The 7048-nt window shown below is 40.5% G+C and carries 7 protein-coding genes; all 7 read left to right on the top strand.

From position 1 onward, the window contains the following. Positions 1–399 precede the first annotated feature (399 nt). The 7 genes from RLO19_RS03275 to RLO19_RS03245 all read left to right on the top strand — a co-directional run bounded on the left by RLO19_RS03275 (position 400) and on the right by RLO19_RS03245 (position 6425). Positions 400–741: a phage holin family protein gene (locus tag RLO19_RS03275; protein ID WP_446353804.1), complete on the top strand. Its 342-nt coding sequence runs from the start codon at positions 400–402 to the stop codon at positions 739–741. Between the two features lie 183 nt (positions 742–924). Next, on the top strand, positions 925–2241 hold the full coding sequence (sbcD, locus tag RLO19_RS03270) for an exonuclease subunit SbcD (protein ID WP_446353802.1): 1317 nt from the start codon (positions 925–927) through the stop codon (positions 2239–2241). A gap of 18 nt (positions 2242–2259) precedes the next feature. After that, positions 2260–3351, top strand: coding sequence for an AAA family ATPase (locus RLO19_RS03265; protein WP_446353800.1), 1092 nt, complete (start codon positions 2260–2262; stop codon positions 3349–3351). Next, entirely contained in the window at positions 3348–4202 is an 855-nt protein-coding gene (locus RLO19_RS03260; protein ID WP_446353798.1) for a DUF4435 domain-containing protein, read from the top strand. The genes RLO19_RS03265 and RLO19_RS03260 overlap by 4 nt, the downstream gene beginning before the upstream one ends. A gap of 187 nt (positions 4203–4389) precedes the next feature. Then, positions 4390–5610 (top strand): tetratricopeptide repeat protein, encoded by a 1221-nt coding sequence (locus RLO19_RS03255; RefSeq protein WP_446353797.1) that lies wholly within the window; start codon positions 4390–4392, stop codon positions 5608–5610. Between the two features lie 107 nt (positions 5611–5717). Next, positions 5718–6191, top strand: a complete 474-nt coding sequence (locus RLO19_RS03250) for a hypothetical protein (protein ID WP_446353795.1) — start codon at positions 5718–5720, stop codon at positions 6189–6191. A 30-nt stretch (positions 6192–6221) separates the two neighbouring features. Continuing rightward, positions 6222–6425, top strand: coding sequence for a hypothetical protein (locus RLO19_RS03245; protein ID WP_446353793.1), 204 nt, complete (start codon positions 6222–6224; stop codon positions 6423–6425). The last annotated feature ends 623 nt before the right edge of the window (positions 6426–7048 follow it).

The following is a 7048-nucleotide window of genomic DNA, read 5'->3' as shown; positions in this document are numbered from 1 at the left end:
CCGCCGAGTCCCGGCGTACCTGATAAGTTGACTTCGACTTTGCAGCCGCAAGCCAACTGCATTGTATCATACTATCCTGGGGTGTTTATCCGGATAAAAGCCGTCCTAGAAGGACGGGGCTTCAGACCCTTTATTTCCGGTAAACTCCTTGTGTAACTTACGTATTTACAGGTATTATCGCGGTTTACTTCTATTTTGACCGATATTTTCAGGTACGGGTCTACACACTTAGGGATTAGGGAAGTTTTGACCCTTCACTTCGCCCCTAGGGTATGGTGTTCTTAAACCTTGCAGCACTGGGAAGAAGGCGATCGCTCAACTGGAAACCCCAACCCAAGCCGCTATTGAGTTCGTCTTCTCGCCAGTTAGAATTCGGGTGTGTGATATTAAACCAAATCCATGAAACGCTTTCTCTTAACTTGGCTGTTTACTGCACTAGCATTAATCATTACTGCCTATATCGTACCCGGTATTACGATCGCGGGTTTTCCCACGGCTGCGATCGCGGCGGTTATCTTAGGGATTGTCAATGCTATTGTCAGACCAATTCTTGTTATGCTGACTTTGCCCCTGACTATCTTGACCTTGGGGCTATTTCTGCTAGTGGTTAATGCGATATCCTTGTCCCTAGTCGCCTACCTAACTGGCGCCACGTTTACAATCAACGGACCTATCCCCGCCTTGATTGGTTCAATTGTTTTGTCTGTCGTTGCAGGTATCCTCAACCACTTTGTGAAGTAATTAGTCATTTATCCTTTATCCTTTGTCCTGAGTCATTGGTTGGGGCGGGTTTGGTGATATCAGAGTGACAAAAAACGTTAGTCATGAAACTTGCCATTAGTTGGGGCGGGTTTAGTGACATCGATATGACAAAAAATGTTAGTCGTGAAACCCGCCCCTACAAAATCAAAACTGTTTTTGCTGATGATTAAAATTCTTCACCTGTCAGATATCCATTTAGGTAGCGGCTTCTCCCACGGGCGAACGAATCCAGAAACGGGTCTAAATACACGACTAGAAGATTTTGTCAATACCTTATCTCAATGTATTGATCGCGCCATTGCTGAACCCGTGGATTTAGTCCTATTTGGTGGCGATGCTTTTCCTGACGCCACACCACCGCCTTACGTACAAGAAGCCTTTGCCACTCAATTTCGCCGCTTAGTCGATGCAGAAATTCCCAGTGTATTGCTAGTAGGTAATCATGACCAACATTCTCAAGGAAATGGGGGCGCGAGTTTATGTATTTATCGTACCCTAGGTGTGCCGGGATTTATTGTTGGGGATACTTTGGCAACTCACCCGATTCAAACTCGTAATGGTTTAGTACAAGTTATTACTTTACCTTGGTTAACTCGTTCTAGTTTACTGACGCGCCCGGAAACAGAAGGGTTAGCCTTAGGTGAGGTGAACGAGTTATTAATTCAGCGCCTTGAACCTATTTTAGAAGGAGAAATTCGGCGGCTGAATTCCCAAGTGCCAACTATTCTACTAGCCCATGTAATGGCAGATCGTGCGAGTTTTGGGGCAGAGCGTTTTTTAGCCGTGGGTAAAGGCTTTACTATTCCCCTATCCCTGATGGCGCGATCGTGTTTTGATTATGTCGCATTAGGACATGTCCACCGCCACCAAAATCTCAATCCATCTAATAACCCGCCCGTCGTTTATCCGGGTAGTATTGAACGGGTTGATTTTAGTGAAGAAAAGGAAGATAAGGGTTATGTTTTAATTGAGTTAGAAAAAGGTAAGGTTCAGTGGCAGTTTTGTCCTTTACCTGTACGTCCATTTTGCACGATTAGCGTGAATCTAGCTGAGGAAACTGACCCAGAAGCGGCATTACTTAAAGCGATTCAGAAAAAAGCAATTAACGAGGCTGTTGTTCGGCTGATTTATCAGGTGCGCTCTGATCAGTTGGATTTAATTGATAATAGTACAATTCATCAAGCTTTGAGTGAAGCGCACAGTTATACAATTCGTCCAGAATTAGTCAGTCAGTTAGCCCGTCCGCGTTTGCCAGAATTGGGTGTGGGTAGCGGCATGAATCCCATGGATGCGCTGAAGACGTATTTAGAGAGTCAGGATAATTTAAAAGATATTGCCGCAGATATGTTAGAAGCCGCGCAATATTTGTTAGATGGGCAAGGGGATAGTTGGTTAGAGGTAGAGGAGGCTGGAGATGATAAACAGGAAGCGAGTCAGGTAGGAAAAGGGAATCAAAAAAATCAATTGCGTTTACTTTAGCGATTCGGGGAAACACGTATGAGAATCAAGGAAATTTCAATCACTGATTTGTTCGGTGTGTTCAATCATGTTATTCCTCTTAACTTGGAAGAACACATCACTATAATTTATGGTAAAAATGGTGTTGGCAAAACTAAATTGCTTAAGTTAATATATGAAATATGTAGTTCAGTATGTTATGAAACTCCTACTATTCCCTTTAGTCAGTTAACACTAAGTTTTGATAATGGCAAAATGCTTAATGTAGATGGAAAAAAAATTGAAAATTCTCCAGAAGGGCATGAGTTATTTTTAAATCAAATAGACTCAATATATTCCCAGATTAATGTTCGCTTTATAGAGGATGATCGGTTGTTAAACTCAACGTCCAATAACCGAACACAACAATATAATCGTCAGTCAATGTTACGTGCTGTTTCAAATTATGCCCAAGAATTATCTAAAAATATTCAAGCCAAACTGACTGCATACGGAACCTTATCTCAGTCACTTGATAGAACCTTTCCTGCTAGAGTGGTTCAACAAAAACAAATACCTGAATTAACGGATAAAACATTCAAAGATAAACTCAATCAACTTGAAGAAAAACGTTCTAAATTAATGGATTATGGACTATTAGTTAAAGATGAAAATTCAGGCATTAAAATTCAAGAAGATATAGACGAAAGTACCAAGAAAATTTTGTCAGTTTATATTGAAGATGCCGAGAAAAAACTCAGCTTGTTTGACGACATGGCGAGAAAAATAGATTTACTACAAAGAATTATTAATAACAAATTCCATTACAAAAATATAAATATTAGTAAAGACAGGGGATTTACTTTTGCAACTGACGATGGTAAAATCCTGCATCCGGCAAATTTATCTTCTGGAGAACAGCACGAACTCGTTCTTCTTTATGAGTTATTATTTAAAGTTGAACCGAATTCCTTAATTCTCATTGATGAACCAGAATTATCATTACATGTCGAGTGGCAAGTGCAATTCCTTAAGGATTTACAAGAAATAACTCAACTTTCTAATATTGATGTTTTAATTGCAACTCATTCGCCAGACATTATTCATGATCGCTGGGATTTAACTGTTGAGTTAAAAGGACCAGGTGAATGAGAGAATTTATTACCCCGGATCGGATTGCGAATCAAATTCGGATGCGGCGTAGTAGTCACAAAGGTTCTTTTCTAATCGTGGAAGGGCGCAGTGATAAGCTCGTGTATGAGCGTTTTATAGATGAGACAAACTGTGAATTTTCCATCGCTAGTGGTAAAGAGAATGCTGTTGCTGCTATAAGAATTCTTGAAAAAGATAATTTTACTGGTGTTCTCGCCATTGTAGATGCAGATTTTTGCCGACTCGATGAAAATTTATCTTCTAGTTCAAACTTACTCTTAACCGATGATCATGATCTGGAAATGATGCTGCTTAAATCATTGGCTTTAGACAAAGTACTTTCCGAACGCGGTTCAGAGGACAAGATAAACAACTTTGGTCAAGATATCCGTTCAACGCTGCTGGAAAGTGGGAAAAGGATTGGGTATTTACGATGGGTTTCACTGAAAGAAAATCTATCACTGAAGTTTGAGGAATTAAACTTTAGTAAATTTATTGACAAATTCACATTAGTGATTGACACAGCTAAACTGATTAAGGCAGTTAAAGATCATTCTCAAAAGTTGGCACTGATAGACCAAGATATTCAGAAAACTATAGAAACATTAGAAAACAGGACTCACGATCCTTGGCAAGTCTGTTGTGGACACGATATTATTTGCATCTTATCCATGGGATTGAGTAAGGTTTGGGGTTCATGGAAAACAAATGATGTTAAATCAGATATACTGGAGAGAGAATTACGACTTGCTTACGAGGATTCTTATTTCCGCAGCACTCAACTCTATAAATCAATTCAGCAGTGGGAAGTCAAGAATAAACCCTACCAAGTTTTGTCGCCAGGGAATTAAAATTAGAAACATTGGGTTAGTGTGTTTGGTGAGGGAGAAAACCCACACAAGTATTCAAAGCACTCCACACCCGACACGCCATCTCCTGGTTAGCTTTCTTACCCGCCCCTTCCGCTAACTCACACACTCGCGCAAAATTTGTCAAACTAAATATATTCCTTTCTTTTGGGAGTAAGTGGTAATGTGGATGGCTGGATTGTTTGTTTTTTGCGGCTGGATGGTATCCTTGTGCCTGCACGAGTTTGGTCATGCTGTTGTCGCCTACTTCGGCGGTGATACCTCGGTTAAGGATAAAGGCTATTTGACGCTTAATCCCCTCAATTATACTGATCCGGGTTTGAGTCTGCTAATGCCGATGATTTTCTTGGTGATGGGGGGAATTGCCCTTCCCGGTGGGGCAGTTTATATTGACCATAGTAAATTGCGCGATCGCAGATGGGATAGTGCGGTTTCGGCGGCTGGTCCTTTTGCTAATGTACTGGTGACATTGGCGTTGGCAATTCCTTTCTGGTTGGGTTGGGTGACGGTATCGAGTGAAGGTTGGCTGGGGCAAAGTTTAGCCTTTCTTATTTTCCTCCAAATTTTTGCTGTTGTCCTAAATTTACTGCCGATTCCGCCTCTAGATGGGTATGGAATTATACGACCTTGGTTACCTAAATCCCTACAGCAACAATTCAACAAATTGGGTAGATATAGCTTTTGGTTTATTTTTGGGGTGTTATGGTTTGTACCAGCAGCGAGTCAAGGGCTTTTTCGGTTCATTTATCGAATTGCTTTAATTTTAAATATCCCTCCCGAAGCCATTCAGTTAGGCAGTGTCTTATTTACTCAACCCGCGACAAAGTTGGCATTGATTGGCGGATTTTTCGCTTTTGTCTGGCTGATTAAACAAAAGGAAAATCAGCGGCAAAATGATTCAGAATTGCCATGGTTTGACCAAGGAAATAAACTTTTGGAAAACCGACAATATGACGCCGCGATCGCTGCTTATGATAAAGCCATTAATTTCAATCCTAATTTACATCATTCGTGGTATAATAGGGGCTTGTGTTTAGCCGAGATACACCAGTTTAAAGAGGCAATTACTTCCTACCAGAAAGCCATTAAACTTAAATCTGATTTTTATCAGGCTTGGCAGGCTCTCGGCAACTCTTTTTATCAGTTGCAACAGTATGCAGATGCTATTAATGCCTACGATAAAGCCCTGGAAATAGAACCAAACTTAGCTAATACTTGGTATAATAGAGCCTGTTGTCGAGCGTTGCAAGGTCATGTTGAATTAGCGCTTGACAGTCTAAAACAGGCAATTGATATTAATTCCAATTTACGCAATCAAGCGAAAACTGAGGCTGATTTTGAATTGATGCGGAATACTGTGCGTTTCCATCTGCTAATTGATAGAGGATAATGTATCAATAATGATTTAGTGGACTAAATTATAAAATCCATTTTCTTTAACAAAGGACGTAAGTTGCTTTTCAAATAAGGAGTATGACAAATGATAAATAATGAATAATGAATGACAAATTTTTAATCAGAAAACCAATGGGTAAATTTCCCCAGCAATTACCAATAGTGCTTTTAGTCGCCACTACTCTGGCAATACCGTCAACGGCTGACTTTCATTCGGCACAAGCACAAACCTGTGTGGCTGCAACCAGTTGCAGAAACCAATCCATCAAATTTGTACCGGGTCAACGGATTACCGTTGAGGTAGCGAATTTAACCAATAGCATTATCCAACTCCAACAAGTTGATGTTACAGATCCTCTCCCGGTGAGTCCTGGACAAGTTCTCTCCTTTGTCCGAGGAGGTAATACTAACCCTAATTTTTCAGTGGTGTTTTGGGATGCCCAAGGATTACCTTTAAATGTGAATATCCGCAAACCCGAAACGAGGGTCTTACGAATTGAAATATTGCCCAGTGGTCGTGCTCCAGGCGCTCGCGCCGTTTATCTGCAAGATGACGGTCGAGTCGAAGTAATGTAAGGTGTTAAGTGTTGGGTGCATTCATTTACGATGAACAACTATCCTTGTCATTCAGCTCAATTGCTGCCTCGTATCCGCCATACTCCAAATCATTGGTTTGGTAATCAAGATAGCCAGGAGATATCTGTTGTCCCGGTTACTCATGCCGTGAAAACTAATTTTTCTCCAGCGTCGCCTGTCACCAATCCTCTAGATCAATTGTTATCACAAAAGATTTTGATTACAACTGAGTAAATTGGAGTTATAGGCTTGAAGAACTGTAAATGATTGGTCAGATCCCACGCTGAAAAGACGTGGGTTTTTACGTTCATGGGTTTTAAACAATCAATCAATGATAAACTCTGCACAAATCAGCTTGCGTCAATCCGGCTCAATTGAGCGATTAACCTGGTGAATGATATTCAAATAAAAGAAAAACTACTTGACTTAACATAAAATAAAATTAAGTTTTTTTAATCGAGACTGGCTATTATATACAATAAGTTTCAGGGTGACCTCTGCCTTTTGATAGGTAGCATTAAATTGAAATTTTTTTTAGATTCTTCCCCAAAATTTTTACTTTTGAGGAGTAAACTGAGCAGCGTTGGGTGGAGAAAGACTGTCAGGAACCTCTGCCTAAAGGCATGAGGCTTGAAAGAGAAATCTAACAAGCCATTCTGACCAGCTTAAGTCTTAACTGACTACGTTATCGGCAAGTGTTCAAGACCTACCAGTATATGCGTAGCTAGTCTACTGCTCTAGAACCGAAAAGTTAAACAGTTTTAAGGTCACTGAAACAGTGCTTTTTGGATAGTTACCGACCGATAACATTGGCGAAGCTAACTTTACCCGAAAGGAGATTGAGGCAACCATACCTC

The sequence above is a fragment of the Coleofasciculus sp. G2-EDA-02 genome (assembly GCF_040226375.1).
In the GTDB taxonomy this organism is placed as follows: domain Bacteria; phylum Cyanobacteriota; class Cyanobacteriia; order Cyanobacteriales; family Coleofasciculaceae; genus Coleofasciculus.
This window is presented reverse-complemented; position numbering and strand designations above follow the sequence as displayed.

What these genes read in the sequence shown, in the direction of transcription:
- RLO19_RS03265 (WP_446353800.1), top strand. Translation starts at nt 2,260, where the DNA reads ATGAGAATCAAGGAAATTTCAATCACTGATTTGTTCGGTGTGTTCAAT.
- RLO19_RS03255 (WP_446353797.1), top strand. Translation starts at nt 4,390, where the DNA reads ATGGCTGGATTGTTTGTTTTTTGCGGCTGGATGGTATCCTTGTGCCTG.
- RLO19_RS03245 (WP_446353793.1), top strand. Translation starts at nt 6,222, where the DNA reads ATGAACAACTATCCTTGTCATTCAGCTCAATTGCTGCCTCGTATCCGC.
- RLO19_RS03275 (WP_446353804.1), top strand. Translation starts at nt 400, where the DNA reads ATGAAACGCTTTCTCTTAACTTGGCTGTTTACTGCACTAGCATTAATC.
- RLO19_RS03260 (WP_446353798.1), top strand. Translation starts at nt 3,348, where the DNA reads ATGAGAGAATTTATTACCCCGGATCGGATTGCGAATCAAATTCGGATG.
- sbcD (WP_446353802.1), top strand. Translation starts at nt 925, where the DNA reads ATGATTAAAATTCTTCACCTGTCAGATATCCATTTAGGTAGCGGCTTC.
- RLO19_RS03250 (WP_446353795.1), top strand. Translation starts at nt 5,718, where the DNA reads ATGAATGACAAATTTTTAATCAGAAAACCAATGGGTAAATTTCCCCAG.